The organism is Pseudomonas sp. URIL14HWK12:I5 (genome assembly GCF_900176445.1).
GTDB classification, from domain to species: domain Bacteria; phylum Pseudomonadota; class Gammaproteobacteria; order Pseudomonadales; family Pseudomonadaceae; genus Aquipseudomonas; species Aquipseudomonas monteilii.
Window position 1 is genome coordinate 26,597 of the sequence record NZ_FWXQ01000005.1, and the last position, 19,978, is coordinate 46,574.

Here is a 19,978-nt window from a genome sequence, read left to right on the forward strand (position 1 = left end):
AGCACCATATAACAAAAACGAATATTGTTTTTGTTTTAAAGTATATAGCCACAGGCTAGGGTGTACGCCCGTTCCATTCGTAAACTGCTCATGGAGAGCCTATAGCCCGTGCGTAGCCTGTTCACCCGTTTCTTCCAGCTTGAAGCCGCCAGCGGCCTGCTGCTGATCGCCGCCGCCGTACTGGCACTGATCATCAACAACTCACCGCTATCCTACCTGTACAGCGGCCTGCTCGACGTTCCCGTCGCCGTTCAGGTCGGCGCGCTGAACATCGCCAAGCCGTTGCTGCTGTGGATCAACGATGGCCTGATGGCGCTGTTCTTCCTGCTGATCGGCCTTGAGGTCAAACGCGAGGTGGTCAACGGCCATCTGTCCAAACCTTCGCAGATCGTGCTTCCTGCCACGGCCGCTATCGGCGGCATGGTGGTACCCGCGCTAATCTACTGGTTCATCAACCGCGAAGACCCTGCCGCCGTTGCCGGATGGGCGATCCCCACCGCTACCGACATCGCCTTTGCCCTCGGCGTACTGGCCTTGCTGGGCAAGCGCGTGCCGGTGTCGCTGAAGCTGTTCCTGATGACCCTGGCGATCATCGACGACCTGGGTGCAATCATCGTCATCGCCCTGTTCTATTCCGGCACCCTGTCGAGCGTGTCGCTGCTGCTGGCTGCGGCCTGCCTGGTGGTGCTGGTGGCGATGAACCGGCTTGGCGTGGTCAAACTTGGGCCGTACATGGTCGTTGGCCTGATCCTGTGGGTCTGTGTGCTCAAAAGTGGCGTGCATGCCACGCTGGCGGGTGTCGCCCTGGCCTTGTGCATTCCATTGCGCACACGTAACGCCGAAACTTCGCCGCTGCTGGCCCTCGAACATGCCCTGCACCCGTGGGTAGCCTACGCCATCCTGCCGCTGTTCGCCTTCGCCAACGCCGGTGTCTCGCTGGCAGGCATGACCCTAGAAAGCTTCACTCACCCCGTGCCGATGGGCATCGCGGTCGGCCTGCTGCTGGGCAAGACCGTGGGGGTTTTCGGCCTGACATGGGTGGCCGTCAAGCTAAGACTGGCCGCGCTGCCTGCAGGGGCCGGCTGGGGGCAATTGCTGGGGGTTGCGATACTCTGCGGCATTGGCTTTACCATGAGCCTGTTCGTTGGCTCGCTCGCCTTTGTGCCGGGTAGCAGCGAATACGCCGGCATGGACCGCATGGGTATTCTTACCGGCTCGTTCTTCGCCGCAGTGATCGGCTATGCCGTCACCGCCATGGCCAGCCGCAAAACCCACGCAGGCTGAGTTGGCTGACGCATGAAAAAACCCCGACTGGCAGGTGCCATGTCGGGGTTTTGTTTTACCGTACGGCGATCAGTGCGAAACGCGGCTGGTACCGTCAACGGTCATGATGCGTACACGGTCGCCCACGCGGAAGATTTCGTTCTCCTGCACGGCCTGAACGTAGGCGCGCATGCTGCCATCGTCCTCACGTACGGTGATCTCGACGCCTTGGGTGCGCGTCAGCCCTTCCTCGGCAGCGGACCCGGCCAGGCCGCCGGCAACAGCACCGATAACAGCTGCCACGATGCTGCCACGGCCACCGCCTACGGCACTACCGGCAACGCCACCCACGATGGCGCCAGCGCCGCCACCGATCGGGGTCTTGGTACCCTCGATCTTGACCGGGCGCAGGGATTCGATGGTGCCCATGCGCACGGTTTGCACGCGGCGGGCTTCGTCACGGGAGTAGCTATCACCGGTCAGGCTCGAGGCACAGCCCCCCAGCAGCAGCGACAAGGTGGTAAAAGTCGCCACCAGCAAAGCGGATTTACGCATGGGTAAAGTCTCCATAAGTCAGGTGCTCATTAGACGCTGCACATTGACGGCTGTCACGGTACAAACGTAATAAAATTGTTTTCATTCAGCCGGGGTACAGCCTGCCAGGCTGTGTCGAAGGCCTTTCAAGTGAGACCAAGGATAGCCATGGATTACTTCATCGTCGTGGTCACCACCGTTGCAGGGCTGTATTTTCACGGGTGGTTGTATGTGCGCATGCGCCGCTGGATGGACCGTGACCTGGCGTTGTCATTGGCGGGGACGGATGCGGGGAAGCGCGCGTATATGCTGCAGCGGCTGGAGCAAGCACGGGTGGAAAAGGTGGGGCGCAAGCAGTTGGCAGGGTGGTTGGAGCGGGAGGCTGCGGGGTATGTGGGGTAGCCTCTGGTCGAATATTGGGGCCGCTTTGCGGCCCCAACGTTTTCAGGGTGCCAGACGCTCGCGCTGCCATTGCCCATCAACCAGCCGATAGTTCAGCCGGTCATGCAAGCGGCTCGCCCGGCCCTGCCAGAACTCGATGCGCTCAGGCAGCAAACGGTACCCACCCCAATGCTCAGGGCAATGTGGCTGGGTGTCCGAGAAGCGCGCCTCAGTCGCCTTGACCAGCCCCTCCAGTTCTTCACGCCCAGCAATCACCCGGCTCTGCGGCGAAGCCCAGGCCCCCAGGCGGCTGCCCAGCGGGCGCACCTGGTAGTAGTCGTCCGACTCCTTGGCCGAGACCTTTTCCACCAGCCCCTCAATACGCACCTGGCGCTCCAGCGCCGGCCAGAAGAAGGTCATGGCTGCGAAGGGGTTGGCCTGCAGCTGCTGGCCCTTGGCGCTTTCGTAGTTGGTGAAGAAGGTAAAACCACGCGTGTCGAGCCCCTTCAGCAGCAGCACACGGCAATGCGGGCGGCCTTCGCCATCGACAGTGGCCAGGGTCATGGCGTTGGCTTCCACCGGTACCTGCTCGGTTTTCACCGCATCGGCAAACCACTGGTGAAACAGGGCGAACGGCTCACCCGGAGCCTGGGCTTCGGCCAAGCCATCACGGGTGTAGTCGCGGCGCATATCGGCCAGGGATTGGGTCATTGCTGCGTTCCTTGACGATCAGTTGGTCTTCGCAGGGCTGTTGGCAGCTACTTTCTTGTCAGTGGTAGCTTTCTTGGCGGCAGGCTTGGCCGGCGCGGCTTTTTTCTTGGCGGTGGTCTTGGCTGGAGCCTTGGCCTTCGCTGCTGGTTTTTTCGCCACTGGCTTCTTCGCTGCTGGCTTGCTGTCGGCGGCCTTGGCAGCTGGTGCCTTGGCATCCTGAACCGCAACCATCGAAGCCGGCGCAGGTGCCGGGCCGGCCTGCTGATATTTGGCCAGCAGTGCGACCATGGTGTTCTGAGGGGTCAGCAACATTTCAACACGGCGGTTCAGGGAACGGCCTTCGGCGCTGTCGTTGGCGGCACGCGGCATCACCGAGCCCATGCCCTTGAGGGTCAGGCGGTCACGCTGCAGGCCGCTGAGGCGGAAAATGGCCGATACCGACGCGGCGCGCTCCAGGCTGAGCTTCTGGTTGGCAGCTGCAACACCGCTGCTGTCGGCGTGGCCGAGCACCAGCACGGCAGTTTTCGGGTCACCTTCGACGGCCTTGGCCACTCGGGTGATCGGGCCGAGCGTCATGGGCAGCAGCATGTTCGGGCGGTCAGGGTTGTACGAGCTGTCTACCGGCAGGGTTACCGCCAGCACGTTGTCGCGACGCTCCAGCTCCAGCTTGCTGTCCTTGATGGCTTCGCGCAGCTTGGGCTCGTACTCGTCCAGCCAGGCCTGGGTGGCCTTCTGGTCGATCTTCGGCACCACAGGCCCTTTGGCTTGCTTGTCATCACCACCGAACGGCCACCACCAACGGCTGGCGCTTTCAGACTTGGCATCGGCTTTGGCCACGTTTTCAGTGACGGCTGCCTTCACTTCCTGCTCGGCAACCTTGTCCGAACCGAAAGGCCACCAGCTGGAGCCACCTGCCTTGGAGCCTTCCGGAGAGTGGCTGGCACAGCCGGTAACGGCGGTCAGGCACAGGGCGAGTGCTAAGGTTTTATGTGAAGACATCAGCGATACACCATGAAATTAAAAGAAATTGTGCCCACACACATAAGGCGTTGGCATTGAGGATAGTCAAAGGGCTGGAGCAATACCCGCATTACCCGATCAAAGGCAACTGGCAAGGACACGCACCAGCTTCTGGGCTCGTGGGTCCATCAGCACATAAGGGCCGAGGGTATTGACCACGAAGCCGAACGCCACATCATGCTCCGGGTCGGCAAAACCGACCGAGCCACCGGCACCGGGGTGGCCAAAGGCACGTGCGCCGAGGCCGAATGTGGCATTGGCCACATCGGGCTGGTCAAGCATACAGCCGAGGCCGAAACGGGTCTGGGTGAGCAAGGTACGGTCCTGGCCCAGGCTGTGTTCACGGGTCAGTTCATCGAGCAGTTCGGACTCGAGCAGGCTGCCGTCCAACAGCCCGGCATAGAAACCCGCCAGGCTGCGTGCATTGCCATGGCCATTGGCCGCTGGCTGCTGCATGCGCCGCCATTCCGGCTTGTTGGTGCTGGTCAGGATGGCTGGCGGGTTGGTGAAGGCACGGGTCGACAACGCCTCGGGCTCACGCATGGTCACCTGCAACAGGCGCTGCGCGGCGGCATCCCCGGGGTTGCCCTTGCCACGGGCGATATGCGCGACGCGGTGGAACTCTTCATCTGCCAGGCCAACATGGAAGTCCAGCCCAAGCGGGCGGGCGGTACGGGCCACGATCGAGTCGCCAGGGCCACGGCCATCGGCTCGACGGATCAGTTCACCGATCAGCCAGCCGTAGGTGATGGCTGCATAGCCGTGTTCCGTACCTGGAGCCCACCAAGGTTTCTCGGCCGCCAGGGCATCCACCATGGTCTGCCAGTCATACAGGGCTTCGGCTGGCAGCAGTTCACGGATGGCCGGCAGGCCGGCACGGTGGCTAAGCAGTTGGCGCAGGGTGATCGACTGTTTACCCGCTTGGGCAAACTCTGGCCAGTATTTGGCCACTGGCGCATCGAGGGCCAGCTTGCCCTCCCCCACCAGTTGCAGGGCAGTGACGGCAGTGAAGGTCTTGGTACAGGAGAACAGGTTGGCGATGGTGTCGCTATGCCAAGCCTGCTGCCCATCCTTGTCGGCGCTGCCGGCCCACAGATCGATGACGGTTTCGCCACCAACCTGGATGCACAGCGCGGCGCCACGCTCCTGGGGATCATCGAACAGCGCGGCAAAGGCTTCGCGCACGGCTTCGAACTTCAGCTCATAGTGACCCTGGATCTGCACCCGCTGTACCCCGTACGACCATGTTCAAAAAAGGTGTGCATTGTTTCAGTAGTTAAGTGTTTTGCAAACTGGCTTGGGCCAAATGGTCGCGACGAACGGTAACCTCACTCAAGGCGCCGGCTTTTCCAGCTGGGTACGCAGTTGGCTCACGGCCTGCAGGTTGCTCTTGCGCACAGCATCGACAAACCCTGGGTAGGGCATATCCGTAATCGCGACCAGCCCCAGGTGCCCATTCTCGCCGTCGAGCAGGCGGCCGCTAGCTGGCTGATCGAGGTACTGGAACCAGTGAGCACCCACGATCATGGGCTGCGCCAGGGCCGCCTTGAGGAAGTTGCCATAAGCCGGGCCACGGTCTTCTTCCCGCGCCACCTCCAGCGGCCCAGGCCAGAACGGCCCGCGATCGCGCGAACCGAACTGGAACTCGGACACCAGCACCGGCTTGTCCAGCTCGGCCAGGCGCGCGAAGTCATAGCCGTCCTGCGGCTTGAGGGTATAGAAGTTGAAGCTGAGCACATCGCAGAACTCGGCACAGGCCTTGACCGCCTCCGGCGTGCTGACCGCATAGCGGCCCCCCAGCAGCAGGTGATTGGGGGCATGCCATTTCAATGAGTCGGCAATGGTCTTGAAGTAAGTCTCGGCGAACACCTGCTGGAAGTGCTGGTAGTCGCGCTCGATTTCCGGGTGTTCCGGGTTGGGCAACGGTGCCTCGAAGCCAGGGTCTTCCATCAGCTCCCAGGCGGTCAGTTCGATGCCCCAGGCCCTGGACAGCCCCTCCTGGTTACGGTACTTGTCGCGCAACTGCTTGAGGAAGGCGCGCTTGGCCGGTACGTCGGTGGTCAGGCGCAAGGTGCCATAGGCCAGGCCATAGCGGGCTTTGGGGTCGTCACCGGGGGCAGCCCAGGCCAACTCGTTGTCGGCAAAATAGCCGATCAGCCAAGGGTCGTCGCGGTGATCGCGGGCGGCAATGGCCACGGCGCGCTCTGTAGCCATGGCAAAACGTGGGTCGAACGGGTCGGGCATACTGCCCCACCAGTCCATGCCGGTGCTGATACTGGCGTAGTCTCCCACGATCGACAGCGGCAAGGTGTAGGGCATCCGCTTGGCCTGGCCCAGGGCAGGCTCGCTCCAGTTGCCGATCGTGTTGAACCCCCAGGCCTGCAACCGGTCGAGCGCATGCGCCTGCCAGCGGGCAGCATCCAGTACCAGCGGCGGGCAGCTGGCTGGCTGCCCTTCCAAGGCCGGCGAGCAGGGTTTACCGTAGGTACGCTGCAGGTTGGCAGCATAGAAGTCGAACCAGCGCCCTTGCTTGAAACTGCGCCCTTGCGACGAGGCATTGCCATCGTCGTTGTTGCCTTCGCCATAGAATGCCGCCAATGCCTCGCCCTCACCCGGCAATGCCTTGAACATGCCTTCACGGCCGGCGACGTAAGTACGCCCGCCGTCTGCAGCTACCGCATTCACCCCCAGGGAGTAGAACGGATGCCCCTCGGGCGTTACCAGGTACCAGCGGCCATCACGCTTTTCGGTACGGAAGAACCCTTTGGCCTCGAACGCCGGCCCGGCAACAAGCCCGCCGTAGCTGTCCAGTTGCTGCTTGTCACGCTCAGCCAGCCAGCCCTTGAGCTGTTGCTGCTCGCGCTTATCGGCCGCCTTGAGTTGATCGTCATTGGCGACCTTCTCTGGCCAGTTGGCGCGGGTGGACTGGCCGTAGGCATCGATCAGCTCGCGGTAAGCCGCCTGGTAGGCCTGGTCGTCATCCTGGATGCCCACCCGTTCGATCAGCAGGTTCTGCGCCACCTTGGGGTTGGGGATGCTCAGGCTGACCGCGGTCACCTGCTTGAGGTCAACCGCACCAGCGCTGCTGGTCAGTAGCAGGCGCTGGCCGCCATGGTTCCAGGGCATGGGAGGGCCGGCGCGCATGCCCTGGCTCAACGGCGAGCTGGCTGTCAGTGGCACCATCACGGTTTGCGCAGGGCCGGCTGGCAGGTCGATGCGGCTGGTCAAGGTGCGGCCATCGCTGCCTTGCACCGTAACATCAACCGTCAGCGCCCAGTCCATGGCACTTTGCAGACGCAAGGTGAGGAACTGCCCGGCAGACCAGTCCCACACCCCGCCTTGCGGGCTCAGGCGCAAAGTCGGTCGCGGGGCCGGGTTGAACACCACACGTCGCAGCACCTCGCCCTCGGCCGTTTGCTCCGCGTTGTACTGCGGCATGCCTGCATCTTCGGTCGCCACGTTGACCACCGAGGCCGGGCGCACGAAGCTGAACAGCGTCTGCTGCCCGGCCAGCAAGGGCGAGCTGAACAACAGGGCGAAAACGGCGGGCAGGGTACGGCGGACCATAAGGCTGGGGCTCTCCTTCAGGGCCGTCATGGCCCAAGACTGAGTAATGGACAACGCGCCGGAGCAAGTGCTCCGGCGGTCAGGAAATCTCCCGCCGGAACGGCGGCAGCGCATTGAGAATAGCCTTGCCGTAGCGCTGGGTGACCAGGCGCCGGTCGAGCAAGGTGATGACGCCGCGATCCTGCTCGGTACGCAGCAGGCGGCCACAGGCCTGGATCAACTTCAACGAGGCGTCGGGCACGGCAATTTCCATGAACGGGTTGCCCCCGCGAGCCTCGATCCACTCCGACAAAGCGGCTTCCACCGGGTCGTCGGGCACGGAGAAAGGTATTTTGGCGATGACCACATGCTCGCAGTACGCACCTGGCAGGTCGACACCTTCAGCAAAGCTGGCCAGGCCGAACAACACGCTGTGCTGGCCATCATCGACCCGCGCCTTGTGCTTGTTCAGGGTTTCCTGCTTGGACAGGTTGCCCTGGATCAGCACCAGCTTGCGCCAGTCACGGTCCAGGCCGTCGAACACATCCTGCATTTGCTTGCGTGACGAGAACAGCACCAGCGCGCCACGGGCATCCTCGACGATGTTTGGCAGCTCACGAATGATCGCCGCCGTATGCGCCGCCGCATCGCGGGGGTCGGCCTGCAGGTCGGGGACCCGCAGCAGACCGGCATCGCCATGTACGAACGGGCTGGGCACCACGCAGGTGACGGCATCGCGCGGCAACCCCGAGCGCATGCGGAAACGGTCGAACTTGCCCAGCGCGGTCAACGTCGCCGACGTGACCAGTGCGCCGTGGGCAACACTCCACAGGCTGCGGCGAAGCATTTCGGCAGCGAGGATGGGGCTGGCGTTGACTTCGATGTCGAACAGAGCGCCACTCTCGGCCAGCGTCAGCCAGCGAGCCATGGGCGGGCTGTCTTCCGGGTCCTCGGCGGTAAAGGCCGTCCACAGTTCCCAGTTGCCTTGGGCACGGGTGACCAGGCTGCCAAACAGCGGGTACCACTCCTCGGCCTGATGGCTGGCGATGCCGATATTGACCTCGCCGTCCATGCCCTCCTTGAGCAGGTCGGCCAGGCGGGTGAACAGGTCGTTGAGGCGGGCAAAGCCCTTTTTCAGTTCGATGCCCACTTCGCGGATCTGCTCTGGCACCACACCGCCCTCGAAGCGGTAACGCGGGCGTTCGCGGCCTTCGGTATCCTCGCTGGGGCGGAAGTCTGCCACCTGCTCGCACAGGGTGAACATGAACTGCTGTTGGGTACGCACTTCCCGCGCCAGCTCCGGCACCTGCTCGATGTACTTGCCAAGGTCACCGGGCAACGGGTGCTGAGCCAACAGTTTGGTCAGGTTCTTGGCGGTCTGTTCCAGCCAGTCGGCGGTGGAACGCAGGCGCGAATAATGGGCGAAATGGCCGATGGCCTTGTCTGGCAGGTGATGGCCTTCGTCGAACACGTACAGGGTATCGCGCGGGTCGGGCAACACCGCGCCACCGCCCAGGGCCAGGTCGGCCAGCACCATGTCGTGGTTGGTGACGATCACGTCGACCTTGCCCATGCCTTCGCGGGCCTTGTAGAACACGCACTGCTGGAAGTTCGGGCAGTGGCGGCCCGTGCACTGGCTGTGGTCGGTGGTCAGCCGTGCCCAGTCCTGGTCTTCCAGGGCCTCGGGCCAGCTGTCACGGTCACCGTCCCAGCGGTTGCCAGCGAGCTTCTCGATCATGCTGTTGAACAGCTTCTGGCTGCGCTCGTCGACTTCGATGCGGAAGCCTTCTTCCTCGAACAGCTGGGCGGTGGCCGACTGGGCATGGCCTTCCTGCAGCAGGATGTCGAGCTTGGACAGGCACAGGTAACGGCCACGGCCCTTGGCCAGGGCGAAGCTGAAGTTGAGCCCGCTGTTGCGCATCAGGTCGGGCAGGTCCTTGAAAACGATCTGCTCCTGCAGGGCCACGGTCGCGGTGGCGATTACCAAGCGCTTGCCGGCGGCCTTGGCGGCCGGGATGGCTGCCAGGCTGTAGGCCACGGTCTTGCCGGTACCGGTGCCCGCCTCGACTGCCACCACGGCAGGCTCCCCGGCACGGCGGCCTTCATCGTCGCAGGCGATGTCGCCAAGCACCTTGGCCACTTCGGCGATCATCAGGCGCTGGCCATAGCGCGGCTTGAGGCTCTTGGCTTCGAGAAAACGCGAATAGGCGCCCTGGATGGTGGCTTTGAGTTCGTTGCTGATCATGGTCTGCAGGCGCCCGAAGGGCTGGATATATTTTCAGTGTTTCACACGGGGCGGCTATCATACCCCGCTATTGCCCATTATGCCGCATGGAGATCCGGATGCTTGCCTTTGCCCTGCCCTACACACTGCATGTCCTGGCTGCCCTGATATGGGTCGGCGGCATGTTCTTCGCCTGGCTGGTGCTGCGCCCGGCAACGGTTGCAGCCCTTGAAGGGCCTGCGCGCCTGCGCCTGTGGGTGGAAGTTTTCCGACGCTTCTTCGGCTGGGTCTGGGTGGCTGTAGCGATTTTGGCGATAAGTGGTATCGGCATGTTGCACATGCGCTTCAGCGGCTTCGAGACTGCGCCGAAGTATGTGCAGGTGATGATCGGTGGAGGGATCGCCATGTTTGCCTTGTTCATGCGCATTCAGGCATTGCTGTTGCCCGAGCTGAAGACGGCGGTGCAAGCCGAGGACTGGCCGACGGGTGCGGCAGTGCTGGGGCGGATTCGGCGCATGGTGGGGATCAACCTCCTGCTGGGCCTGGCGGTCGTTGCAGTTGCCAGTTCGCGACTGATGCTCTGACAGCTGATTATCTAACGACCTGCGCGGCCCCTTGTAGGAGCGGTGTGGCTCAGAGGCGCTGCAGGATCAGCTCACCCGCGGCCCCCGCCAACCCAGGTTGGCCCGGCTGTCCCGGCCGGCCATTGGCCCCAGCGTCGGTGCTGTACACCAGGCAACCTTTACTCGCCCCGCCTTTACCCGCCTTGCCTGCCGCCCCGGCCTTCCCCGGGGCGCCGCCATCCAGACGCGCCACAATGTGCTCCTGCGGGAACCCTTGCGGCAGGCTCAGACGAATGCGCCCACCCGGGGCGCCGTCGTGCCCGTTGCCGCCATTATCGCCATTGGCACCGCGACTGGCCTGGCCCCATGTGCAACCACCTGCCTGGCCATTGGCACCATCAAGCCCCACGTACCCCGGCGCACCGGCGCCGCCACGGGCATCGATCGCCACCCGTTCGGCATCCAGTTCAGCCAGTTTCAGGTCCAGACTGCGGCCCGAGCGGGCTGCCCGCTGGTAGCTCCCGGCAGCCCCTGGAGCACTGAATTCACTGCCTTCGCCCAACCTGGCGCTGCGCGCCTCGATCAGCAACGGGCTATCGGAAGGTGCAATGGCGATACGCGCATCACGCCCCAGCTCCAGCTGGTCGACCTTCAATTCCGCAAGCGAGGCAGGCAGCAGCAGGGTTGCCGAATCAGCGACACGCAAGTGCGTGAGGTGCACGCTGGCCGACTTGTCGGGCAGGCGCAGCATGGAATTGGCGGCGACTTCCAGGCTTTCGGCCTGAGCCAGGGGAGTGGCCAACATGGCCAGCAACATCAGATTACGCATTTCGCGGCGCCTCCTGCGCACGGGGAATGGACATGACATGGAAGATGCCCGTCAACAGGATCTGCAATCGGTCGAACCAGCGATGGCTGCGCCCACGCAGGCTGCCATTGAAGAACAGCACTTCGAGCAGGTGCAGGCCGAACAGGAAAATACCAGCGGCATTGATCAGCAGATTGAAGGGCAAAGGTTGTGGCAACAACTGATTGAACAACACCACACCCCAGAAAGCGACCGTCAGGACCTTGCCCAGGCCCAGGATGAACTTCATACCCCGCCCCTATCGATTGTTGTTATGTCGAGACGGCCCGATCGAGCGGGCCGTGCACCCCACATTAACTGCAATGCCAAGGCAGGCGCCAGCGCCGCTCAGTTGAGGTGCAGCTCCACCCGTCGGTTGCGCGCGCGGCCCTCCTCGGTTTCGTTGTCGGTGACCGGCTCGCTTTCCCCACGCCCCTGGCTGGTGACCTTGCCGGGCTCCAGGCCCTGGCTGATAAGGTATTCGGCAACACTGCTGGCACGGCGCTCGGAAAGCGCCTGATTGTAGGTGTCGGAGCCCACGCTGTCGGTGTGCCCGACCACGGCGACCTTGGCTACCGTCGGGGAATTGAGCTTAGCCACCAGGCCTTGCAGCCGTTGCTGGGCCGCCGGGGTCAGGTCGGCGGAATCGAAGGCGAACATCACCGCGCCGTTGTCATCCAGGATGATCACCTCAGGTGCAGGTTCGGGTGCGGTAGCAGGGGGGGCTGCCGGATACACCTTCAACGGGCAACCCATGTGGTCGACCGCCGTGTTGGCTGGGGTGTCGGGGCAACGATCGCGGCGGTCGAAAATACCGTCGCCATCTTCGTCACCGTCCTGGGCATAGCAGATCAGCCCCCCGGTAATGGCGCCCAGGGCGCCGCCACCTGCGGCCCAGGCAGAACTTTCGATAGCGCCCAGGCCGCCACCGACCAAGCCGCCCAACAGGCTGCAGATGGGCCAGGTCCTTTGGTTGAGGGGCGCGCTGCCATCGCTATGGGTAGCGCAGCCTGCGAGCAGGCTGGCAGCCACCAACAGCGGCAGTGCCGCCTTCGACGTCACACTCATGCTGAATGCTCCTGTGTCTTTGGCCACAAACGGCTGGCCGGCATCAAGACGCGCCCGTGCCACTGCTCAAGGCACGGGCGCATGCCGTGTTACCGCTGGATCTTGATCTCGGTACGACGGTTCATCGCACGCCCTTCGGCCGTGGCATTGTCAGCCACCGGTTGGGTTTCACCGGCACCGACCACCGAAACGAAGCTGCTGCGCGGTACGCCGCTCTCGACCAGGTAATCGGTCACCGAGTGGGCACGACGTTCGGACAGTTTCTGGTTGTAGCTGTCGGAACCGACACTGTCGGTGTGGCCGCTGACACTCAGGCGGGCGGATGGTGCTTCCTGCTTGAGGCGCGTGGCAATGGTGTTGAGGCGCTCTTTATCGCGGGCGGTCAGCTTCGCAGAGTCGAATTCGAAGTGCACATCGCGAATGACGATGACCTCTTCTTTCTGCACCACCACTTCCTCGACCACGGCTGCCGGCTCAGGCGGGCACCCGTTGGCATCGACCTGCACCCCACGCGGGGTGCCAGGGCACTTGTCACGGCTGTCCGGCACGCCGTCGCCATCCTCGTCGCCATCTCCATGGGCCCAGCAGTAACCCGCCGCCAGGCCACCGCCCAGCAACGCGCCCCAGCCAGCCCAGCTGGAACTTTCAATAGCGCCCAATGCGGCGCCGCCTACACCCCCGACGGCGGCACATTTCGGCCAGTCGGTTTTTTGCAAACCTGCACAACCAGTCAACACACTGGTGAGCAGTACCAGGGGTATCGCTGTGCGTACTATGCTCATTTCATTGCTTCTCCTAGGGGGAATCGGCATAAGGCCGATCTCTGGGAGTAAAGACCGCGCATTCCAACCCTGCCAGCAATCAGCCACGACGCGGTCACATGCCTCTTTGCCCGCAGGCTGCGGCCCGCTAGTCTTGGACGACTTGAACGAGGATTGGCAATGACCGAAGGTTTCTCCCAACGTACGCCGCAGCAGGCTTTGGCAGCCCTGCTGGAGCGCTTCACCCCGCAACGCCTGCTGCTGGTGGGCACACGTTTCCCGGCGCTCGACGCCTTCGCCGAAGCACACCCGCAGGTGACCATCGCCACAGCGGCCCCTGGCCCGCTTCCGGCCGAGCTTGCGGCCCAGCGTTTTGACCTGGCGGTGCTGGTGGACTGCCTGGAGCACCTGCCCAAACGCACGGGCCTGGAGCTGCTCGGCGGCATCCGCAACCTCAATGCCAGCCGGGTTGCCGTGCTGGCCGATCTGGCCGCCTGCGGCTGGCAAGACACCGACTTTTTCGCCCTGGCCCTGTCGGCCAGCGAGAAATTCTGCCGTGACCAGCAGGTATTGAGCCTGTTCACCTATGATCTACATGACTACAAGCAGGTCCCGGACTGGCTCAACGCCAGGTTCTGGGCCAACCCTGAAAACTTCGGCAAGTACTGGTGGTGATGATGAGTGTCTCGGTCTGCCCCTGTGGCAGTGGCAACCTGCTTGATGCCTGCTGTGGGCATTACCATGCCGGCACCCCGGCACCCGATGCCCAGGCGCTGATGCGCTCACGCTACAGTGCCTACGTGCTGGGCCTGGTCGACTACCTGGTGGCCACCACTTTGCCCGCCCAACAAGCCGACCTGGACCGCGCCGCCATGGCCGCCTGGAGCGCCCAGAGCACCTGGCTGGGCCTGGAGGTAGAAAGCGCTGAAGTACTCGGCGGCCAACCGGAACACGGCTTTGTCACCTTTACCGCACGCTGGCACGACCAGGAGGGCGACCACCAGCACCGTGAACGCTCGGCGTTCGTCCAGCATGCCGGGCGCTGGTACTTCATCGACCCTACGGTCGGGTTGAAGGCCGGGCGCAACGACCCCTGCCCCTGCGCCAGCGGGCAGAAGTTCAAGAAATGCTGCGCCAGTTACGTCGGGAGCTGAACATGAACGCCCGCGCCCGCCTGCTCCTGCTCGGTACACTGATGGCATGGCTGGCGGGCTGCAGCAGTTGGGGCGGTGAAGACTGGCGCGAACCCGAGGTGCGCCTGGTCGAAGTCGAAACGGTCAAGGCCAGGTTGCTGGATCAGGAATTCGTGCTGCACCTGCAAGTCGACAACCCCAATGACAGCCGCCTGTTCATCCGCAACCTCTCGTATGCCGTGCGCCTGAACGATCTGCTGCTGGTGCAGGATGAAACCAGCGTATGGCGCAGCGTGGGCGGGCATGCCCGGCGTACCTTCAAGATCACCGCGCGTACCAACCTGTGGCAGCACCTCAAGCCGCTGGCCAAGCTGCTCAGAAGCAAGCAACCGCTGCACTACACCCTGCAGGGCGAACTGGCGACCGGGCTGCTTATCCATCGGGACCTGCACTTATCGCGCAGTGGTGAGATAATCCCCGGCGATCACATCCCGGAGTAACCCTGCAATGTCCCAGCAACCCCACGTTCATGGCCCTGACTGCAACCACGACCATGATCACCACCATGACCATGGCCATGTTCACGGCCCGCACTGCAACCACGGCCACCAAGAGCCGGTACGCAACGCCCTGAAGGACGTTGGCCGTAACGACCCGTGCCCATGCGGTAGCGAGAAGAAGTTCAAGAAGTGCCACGGCGCCTGATCTGACGTTGCCTCCCTGCTGAGGGCCTTGGCCTAGGCGGCCTTGCGCCGTGTCGCCCCCAGCAGGTCCTGGTACCACAGGCCGGCGTCATAGGCGATGGTCACCACAGTGGTCCCGGCATACCGCGGGTGCTGGGCCATGCGCTGAGCAACGGCCAGGCAGGCGGCAGCGGTATTGCCCACGAAAATGCCACTTTGCATGTAGAACCAGCGCTGCGCAGCCAGCATCTCTGCGTGTTGCACCTGGGCCCGCTCGTCCACCAGCGACCAGTCCATGAAAGGCGGGCAAACCCCCACTGCCATGCCTTCGAAGCGGTGGTCGGCAAACACACCCGCCCTTGAGTCGCACCCGCTGGGGTCGACCAACACCGTCGACACCTCGAAACCGTGATCCTTCAGCCCCAGCGTAATGCCCGTGAAGCTTGCCCCCGTACCCGCACAGCCAACAAACAGGACATCCCGCCCTGCCCCGGCGTTGGTCAGTTGCACGGCCAGCTCGCTGGCCGTCTGGTAACGATGGGCGTCGATACCCATCGGGTTGTTGAACTGGTCGGTATAGAAGTATGACTTGCCCAACGCGGCCTGGTTATCCAGGTGGTGCATGACCACATCCTTGGGGGTGGCACCGGCCATCAACATTTCCTTGCCGATCAGCCGCGCACCGAAACACTCGAGCAAATCCCGCTTGGTCTGGCTGAAGCTCAGCCCGACCGCCAGCTCCACGGCGACCTGGTACTTGTGACAGGCCGCCAGCAAGCCGAAGCCGAAACTGCCACCGGTTTTCTCGATGACGGTTGTCACACCGGGAATGATGTCGCCATTGCGTACGGCATGCTCGACGATGCGCCGGGCCGCTCGGTATTTGTGGCTTCCCCCAGGGTTGTTCATTTCCAGCTTGGTATAGATGCGATCGCTGACACTGATGAGCTCGCTCATTTGCGGCTACCTTCCATTGAAGTATGCAGGCAGGTCTTGTTCTGCAGCAGGCCGGCAGTGGCAACCAGCAGCCCGATGCACAGGGCCATGCAGATGGCGTTGGTGCCATCCCAGCCGACCGTGCTCAGCAACAGCGAAGGGCTGAACGCGCCGAGGGTGGCGAAGATGGCAATGGCCAGGTCGTTCTTGCCCTGCATCTGCATCGCTGCCGGGCTGTTCTGCAGCGACTGGGCCAGCAAGGCGCCGCCGCCTACATACGTCAGGTTCCAACCCAGCCCGAGGGCAATCAGTGCCAAGGTCATCATGGCGTAGCTGTGCGACCAGATATTCAGGGCCGAGCAGCCGATCAGCAGGGCCAGGCCCGCGCAAATGGTGGTCCTGATACCCAACCGCTGGATGATCGCACCGGTGAAGAACGACGGGGCAAACATGGCAATCACATGCCACTGGATCGCCAGGCGTACGTCCGAGAAGTCCTCGTGCATGTGTTTCATGTGCATCGAGGCCTGGATCATCAGCAGGTTCATGATCCCGTAGCTCAGTGCAGCAACGCCCATTGCCACCACCACACTCGGGCTTAACGGCTCGGTGCGTGGGCGGGCCGACTGGGCGGCGCTGTTGACCGTGCTGGTCACACCGCCATCGTCTGGCAGGCAAAGGGCAATCAGCAGTGACAGCAGCGCCAGGCCGACAAACGCGGCATAACACAGCGAAAACAGTGGATAGCCGCCCACATCACGCAGCCACTCGGTAAGCGTCGGCCCGACCACCGCGGCGATGACGCCCCCCGCCACAACCAGCGAAAGGGCTTTGGGTTTCAGGGCCTGAGACAGATTGTCGGTGGCCGCGAAGCGGTTGAAGTTGGCGAAGGCGATATACACACCCAACGCAGAATGGCTAAGTACCAGCGTTGCAAAATGCTGGTGCTCCACCGCCAGAAAGCCGCTGACACCCGACAATGCCAACGGAATTGCGCCCAGCATGAAGGCCTTCTTGCGGCCGATGCGGCTCATCAGCCTGGAGACCGGGTAGGTTGCCAGCATCAGGCTCAGAAACTGAAACCCGTACGGCACCGTGGACCACGCGGCATCAGGCGCCAGCGCCGCGCCGACAATGGCGGCCATGGTCACGGACATGACCGCTGTGGTCAGGTTGATCGACTGTGCGGTGAAATACAGGTACGTGCGCCGCGGTAACGTGCTGTTCATAGTGCGTGCACGTGGTAGGTGGACAGGTCGATTTCGGCATCGGGAAACGCGCAGATCAGCCGTTCCTTACCTTTGCCCAGGCGTTTGCGCCTGACGCTCAGGCGCCCTATACGCCCCGGTGAATCGAGGTGTGTGCCACCGCACGGAATTTCGATGCCGTTGTAGGTCCACAAACGTGCGTCTTCCAGGCCCTCGACCGCGTAGTGCTCGATGGGTGCATCGAAGCCGATCAGTTCGTTGGCCCGCCGTTCTATTTCAACCACCTCTTCGGCCGTGAAAGCGTCCTCGACCAGGAAGTCGAAACGTGCCGAATCCTCTTTGATGTGGCAGCCGATGGTCCATTGCTGCAGCTCTTCACGCAGCCCGATCGCAGCGGCATACAGAAAGTGACTGGCACTGTGAGACAGCGTCAGCCGTTCGCGCCGTTCAATATCGATGGTGATGCGAGCCGGCATGCCTGGCGTGACGTCATCCAGCAGGTGCAGGTCATCAGGGTGCAGGCTGTGAATAATGATGCCGCCCAGTTTTCCACCTTTGAAACCTTCTAGGCGAATCGGGCTGCCATACAGTTTTTTCACCCAGACAAAGCGCACAGTTCCCACCGGTAATTCAATGGTGCCTAAGTCTGCTTCCTGGCCGCCGCCCTCCGGGTAAGCCACGGTACTCTGCAATTCAATGCCATCACTGTGCACGCGTGTTACTTGCGTATCAACGCCGGCCAGATACTGGTCTTTGTAATACAGCTTTTCGGTATTGCGTAACACTTCATAGTTCAGAGTGTTCATGGTTCCAGTACCACCTGCAATGATGTTTTAACCTGTACCCGGGCAGCCGCTGGAACATCTTTGGTAATAATGCAGCCCGGCCCGATAAATGCGCCGTCACCGACGTGGATAGCGCCCAGCACACTGGCGAACGCGCCGATTTGTACCCGGTTGCCCAAGGTCGGGTGCCTGGGGCTTGAAGGGTTGCCGCTGATACCGCGGGCGCCAAGGGTGACGCCGCCCAGCACGTAGCAATCGTCACCAATGGTCGTGGTTTCGCCTATGACGGTGCCCATGCCGTGATCGATGATGAAGCGTGCGCCAATACGGCTGCGGAAGTGGATTTCCGCGCCGGAGAGCATTTTGCCGCGCCTGGAGATCATGGCCGCCAGGCATTGACCGCCGGCACCATAGGCAGCAGCGGTATTGTTGTAGATCCAATGGGCGAGCCGATAATGCAGAACGGCAGAATAAGAGGTGTACGTTCTTGCAATGAATACCAGGTCGCGGCCAGCTGCCGGATCTTTCAGGGCAAAGGCCTGCAAATCGGCATGGGCTTGTTCGGTGACACACTGAATAACCGAAGTTTCTTTAAACGCTTCGAATTCATCAACTGAACAACACTCCAATAGCGCCGATGTAACAAGGTTCCTTACAACCTTGAAAGTTTCCGGTTCATCAGGCACAGGTAGCCTGGCAATGACGGCTGATTGCATATCCATAGAGTGCATGGGCTCAATATCCAGTTGTCTGGTTGAACAGACGCTTAAGGTGCTGCCTTTGCGGGCAACCAACACTTCCGACCAGGGAATAGTGGCATGTACTGGCCAGTTGAAAACGAACAGTCGACAAGCATTTCCGTTAACTGTTAGGCTTTTTTTTCTAACGGTTTGAGACCTGCCATGAACACTCGCAGCCTTCATCACCAGTTAAGACAACGCCTGGATGCAGGGGAGTGGCTGCCCGGGCAGCGCATGCCCTCCATCCGCAAACTGACAGCTGCAGTCGACTTCAGCTACCACGACGTTGTTTCGGCCTACGCCCAGCTGGTCAGCGAAGGTGTGTTGACCGCTTCGCCGGGCAGGGGCTACTTCGTCGCGACCCGGTCACGGCAAACCAGTGTGATCCACGAGCCCGAATGCATGGCGGGCGACCCGCTTTTCAAGCTGCTGCAAGGCGGCCAGCACTACACCAAGCTGGGCAGCGGCTGGCTCCCCCCCGCCTGGCGTGACACCGAACTGCTGGCCAAGGCCATTCGCCGCACGGCGCGGCTGGAGCAAAGCTCGCTGGCCGAATACGGCGACATCCAGGGCTACCTGCCCATGCGCAAACAGCTGTGCGTGCACATGAAACGGCTGACCCGTGTCGATGTCCGCCCCAACCAGTTGCTGACCACGCTGGGCGCCACACAAGGCCTTGACCTGGTTGCGCGGCTGCTGATCAAGCCAGGCGACCACGTTTTCGTCGACGAGCCGGGTAACGGCAACCTGATCAAGCTGATCCAGCTGGCGGGCGGGCACGTTGTCGGCATACGGCGAACCCAGGACGGGCCAGACGTGGAAGAGATGAAAACCTACCTGGCCGGCCACAAGGTCAAGGCATTTTTCTGCAACAGCACCTTCCACAACCCGACCGGCAGCAACATCAGCCCGCACAACGCCTTCAGTGTCCTGCGCCTGGCGGTAGAGCACGAGTTCTTCGTGGTCGAGGACGATGTGTATGGCGACTTCAGCCCGGCCGTACGCCAGACCTTTGCCGAGCTGGACAACCTTGACCGGGTTATCTACATCGGCAGTTTCTCCAAATGCCTGTCCGCATCGCTACGCGTGGGTTTCATCGCCTGCTCACACGACCTGATCGAACCGCTGACACGCCTGAAACTGCTGACCTGTGTTGCCGTCCCGGCGTTTTGCGAACGCTTCGTCAACACCATATTGTCGGATGGCACCTATGCCCGGCACATGAATGATGTGCAGCAGCGCCTGATCAGGCAGCAGGTCCAGACCCAGCGGCTTCTGATCGAGCGAGGCTGGCAGTTTGAAATCGCACCGCAAGGGGGGATGTTCCTCTGGGTCTACCACCCGGACCTGCCAGACCTGCAACCCCTGGTGCGCAAACTGGAACAAAACAAGATCCTGCTGATGCCCGGCTCGGCGTTCGCCGTCACCCGTGACTACCGGCGCTATGCGCGCATCAATTGCACGCACTTTTCCGAGACGTTGGCAGACCACTTCAACGTTTGAGGCAGCGCTGGCAAATAAACCGACCTGGGACCTTGCATGGCGCCTGCGCGCTTACTACCTTAGCGCCTTTCG

22 protein-coding genes are annotated in these 19,978 nt (G+C 62.5%); 8 read left to right on the forward strand and 14 right to left on the reverse strand.

Annotated elements, in window-relative coordinates:
- Positions 1-108 precede the first annotated feature (108 nt).
- On the forward strand, positions 109-1,284 hold the full coding sequence (gene nhaA / locus B9A31_RS12740) for a Na+/H+ antiporter NhaA (protein WP_019096584.1): 1,176 nt from the start codon (positions 109-111) through the stop codon (positions 1,282-1,284).
- Between the two features lie 69 nt (positions 1,285-1,353).
- Here the strand turns inward: nhaA and B9A31_RS12745 are convergent, their stop codons facing one another.
- A complete protein-coding gene (locus B9A31_RS12745; RefSeq protein WP_019096583.1) occupies positions 1,354-1,818 on the reverse strand; it encodes an outer membrane lipoprotein in 465 nt (154 codons plus the stop codon).
- A 147-nt stretch (positions 1,819-1,965) separates the two neighbouring features.
- Between B9A31_RS12745 and B9A31_RS12750 the strand changes: the two genes are divergently transcribed.
- Positions 1,966-2,199: a hypothetical protein gene (locus tag B9A31_RS12750; RefSeq protein WP_019096582.1), complete on the forward strand. Its 234-nt coding sequence runs from the start codon at positions 1,966-1,968 to the stop codon at positions 2,197-2,199.
- Positions 2,200-2,241: 42 nt separating this feature from the next.
- On the opposite strand, the gene pdxH is transcribed toward B9A31_RS12750, so the two are convergent.
- The 5 genes from pdxH to dinG form a co-directional block, all read right to left on the reverse strand.
- Positions 2,242-2,889 carry a pyridoxamine 5'-phosphate oxidase gene (pdxH, locus tag B9A31_RS12755; RefSeq protein WP_019096581.1) on the reverse strand — a complete coding sequence of 216 codons (648 nt, stop codon included), beginning with the start codon at positions 2,887-2,889 and terminating at the stop codon, positions 2,242-2,244.
- An 18-nt stretch (positions 2,890-2,907) separates the two neighbouring features.
- Positions 2,908-3,888, reverse strand: coding sequence for an OmpA family protein (locus B9A31_RS12760; RefSeq protein ID WP_016713789.1), 981 nt, complete (start codon positions 3,886-3,888; stop codon positions 2,908-2,910).
- Positions 3,889-3,987: 99 nt separating this feature from the next.
- A complete protein-coding gene (locus B9A31_RS12765; protein WP_019096580.1) occupies positions 3,988-5,133 on the reverse strand; it encodes an EstA family serine hydrolase in 1,146 nt (381 codons plus the stop codon).
- 108 nt (positions 5,134-5,241) lie between these two features.
- Positions 5,242-7,476 (reverse strand): beta-galactosidase, encoded by a 2,235-nt coding sequence (locus tag B9A31_RS12770; RefSeq protein ID WP_019096579.1) that lies wholly within the window; start codon positions 7,474-7,476, stop codon positions 5,242-5,244.
- A 79-nt stretch (positions 7,477-7,555) separates the two neighbouring features.
- On the reverse strand, positions 7,556-9,700 hold the full coding sequence (gene dinG, locus B9A31_RS12775; RefSeq protein ID WP_019096578.1) for an ATP-dependent DNA helicase DinG: 2,145 nt from the start codon (positions 9,698-9,700) through the stop codon (positions 7,556-7,558).
- A gap of 98 nt (positions 9,701-9,798) precedes the next feature.
- Here dinG and B9A31_RS12780 point away from each other — a divergent pair, with 98 nt between their 5' ends.
- Positions 9,799-10,263, forward strand: coding sequence for a CopD family protein (locus B9A31_RS12780; RefSeq protein WP_016713785.1), 465 nt, complete (start codon positions 9,799-9,801; stop codon positions 10,261-10,263).
- 49 nt (positions 10,264-10,312) lie between these two features.
- Here B9A31_RS12780 and B9A31_RS12785 read toward each other — a convergent pair whose 3' ends face one another.
- The 4 genes from B9A31_RS12785 to B9A31_RS12800 all read right to left on the reverse strand — a co-directional run bounded on the left by B9A31_RS12785 (position 10,313) and on the right by B9A31_RS12800 (position 12,939).
- Complete coding sequence (locus B9A31_RS12785) at positions 10,313-11,071, reverse strand: hypothetical protein (protein WP_019096577.1); 759 nt, start codon at positions 11,069-11,071, stop codon at positions 10,313-10,315.
- Positions 11,064-11,339, reverse strand: a complete 276-nt coding sequence (locus B9A31_RS12790) for a DUF1145 domain-containing protein (protein WP_016713783.1) — start codon at positions 11,337-11,339, stop codon at positions 11,064-11,066. Before B9A31_RS12790 ends, B9A31_RS12785 begins: the two co-directional genes overlap by 8 nt.
- A gap of 98 nt (positions 11,340-11,437) precedes the next feature.
- On the reverse strand, positions 11,438-12,157 hold the full coding sequence (locus tag B9A31_RS12795; RefSeq protein WP_016713782.1) for an OmpA family protein: 720 nt from the start codon (positions 12,155-12,157) through the stop codon (positions 11,438-11,440).
- An 89-nt stretch (positions 12,158-12,246) separates the two neighbouring features.
- Entirely contained in the window at positions 12,247-12,939 is a 693-nt protein-coding gene (locus B9A31_RS12800; RefSeq protein WP_016713781.1) for an OmpA family protein, read from the reverse strand.
- 159 nt (positions 12,940-13,098) lie between these two features.
- On the opposite strand from B9A31_RS12800, the gene B9A31_RS12805 reads away from it, so the two are divergent.
- The 4 genes from B9A31_RS12805 to B9A31_RS12820 are packed head-to-tail and all read left to right on the forward strand — an operon-like array spanning position 13,099 to position 14,756.
- Positions 13,099-13,593, forward strand: coding sequence for a DUF6231 family protein (locus B9A31_RS12805; RefSeq protein ID WP_016713780.1), 495 nt, complete (start codon positions 13,099-13,101; stop codon positions 13,591-13,593).
- A 2-nt stretch (positions 13,594-13,595) separates the two neighbouring features.
- Positions 13,596-14,072 carry a YchJ family protein gene (locus B9A31_RS12810; RefSeq protein ID WP_025754557.1) on the forward strand — a complete coding sequence of 159 codons (477 nt, stop codon included), beginning with the start codon at positions 13,596-13,598 and terminating at the stop codon, positions 14,070-14,072.
- A gap of 2 nt (positions 14,073-14,074) precedes the next feature.
- Complete coding sequence (locus tag B9A31_RS12815) at positions 14,075-14,551, forward strand: LEA/WHy family protein (protein ID WP_027615422.1); 477 nt, start codon at positions 14,075-14,077, stop codon at positions 14,549-14,551.
- A 7-nt stretch (positions 14,552-14,558) separates the two neighbouring features.
- Complete coding sequence (locus B9A31_RS12820) at positions 14,559-14,756, forward strand: SEC-C metal-binding domain-containing protein (RefSeq protein ID WP_009684590.1); 198 nt, start codon at positions 14,559-14,561, stop codon at positions 14,754-14,756.
- A gap of 32 nt (positions 14,757-14,788) precedes the next feature.
- Here the strand turns inward: B9A31_RS12820 and B9A31_RS12825 are convergent, their stop codons facing one another.
- From B9A31_RS12825 to B9A31_RS12840, 4 genes are read right to left on the reverse strand one after another with little or no spacing between them, the layout of a single operon-like run.
- On the reverse strand, positions 14,789-15,691 hold the full coding sequence (locus tag B9A31_RS12825; protein WP_025754558.1) for a pyridoxal-phosphate dependent enzyme: 903 nt from the start codon (positions 15,689-15,691) through the stop codon (positions 14,789-14,791).
- A complete protein-coding gene (locus tag B9A31_RS12830; RefSeq protein WP_016713768.1) occupies positions 15,688-16,899 on the reverse strand; it encodes an MFS transporter in 1,212 nt (403 codons plus the stop codon). The genes B9A31_RS12825 and B9A31_RS12830 overlap by 4 nt, the downstream gene beginning before the upstream one ends.
- A complete protein-coding gene (locus B9A31_RS12835; RefSeq protein ID WP_084297043.1) occupies positions 16,896-17,684 on the reverse strand; it encodes an alanyl-tRNA editing protein in 789 nt (262 codons plus the stop codon). The genes B9A31_RS12830 and B9A31_RS12835 overlap by 4 nt, the downstream gene beginning before the upstream one ends.
- Positions 17,681-18,394, reverse strand: a complete 714-nt coding sequence (locus tag B9A31_RS12840; protein ID WP_178092346.1) for a serine O-acetyltransferase — start codon at positions 18,392-18,394, stop codon at positions 17,681-17,683. Before B9A31_RS12840 ends, B9A31_RS12835 begins: the two co-directional genes overlap by 4 nt.
- Positions 18,395-18,565: 171 nt before the next feature.
- Here B9A31_RS12840 and B9A31_RS12845 point away from each other — a divergent pair, with 171 nt between their 5' ends.
- Complete coding sequence (locus B9A31_RS12845) at positions 18,566-19,906, forward strand: aminotransferase-like domain-containing protein (protein WP_025754560.1); 1,341 nt, start codon at positions 18,566-18,568, stop codon at positions 19,904-19,906.
- Positions 19,907-19,978: the final 72 nt, after the last annotated feature.